General features: G+C 51.3%; 1 pseudogene. It reads right to left on the bottom strand.

From position 1 onward, the window contains the following. Positions 1 to 232: pseudogene (locus GNE10_RS35280) on the bottom strand (PD40 domain-containing protein); the annotation flags it as partial.

Below are 232 nucleotides of genomic sequence, written 5' to 3'. Positions count from 1 at the left end.
CCAGAGTTTGATGGTGTTGTCATCACTTGCAGAAGCCAGTGTCTTGCCATCGGGGCTGAAGACTACGCTATTGACCCAACTGCTATGCCCTGTGAGGGTTTTGATGGCTTTGCTGGTGCTGACATCCCAGAGTTTGATGGTCTTGTCTGAACTGCCAGAAGCCAGTGTCTTGCCATCGGGGCTGAAGACTACGCTATAGACCAAACTGCTATGCCCTGTGAGGGTTTTGATG

Source organism: Nostoc sp. 2RC (genome assembly GCF_014222165.1).
Taxonomy (GTDB): domain Bacteria; phylum Cyanobacteriota; class Cyanobacteriia; order Cyanobacteriales; family Nostocaceae; genus Nostoc; species Nostoc linckia.
The sequence above is the reverse complement of the archived record's forward strand: the minus strand, read 5'-3'. Positions and strand labels throughout refer to the sequence as shown.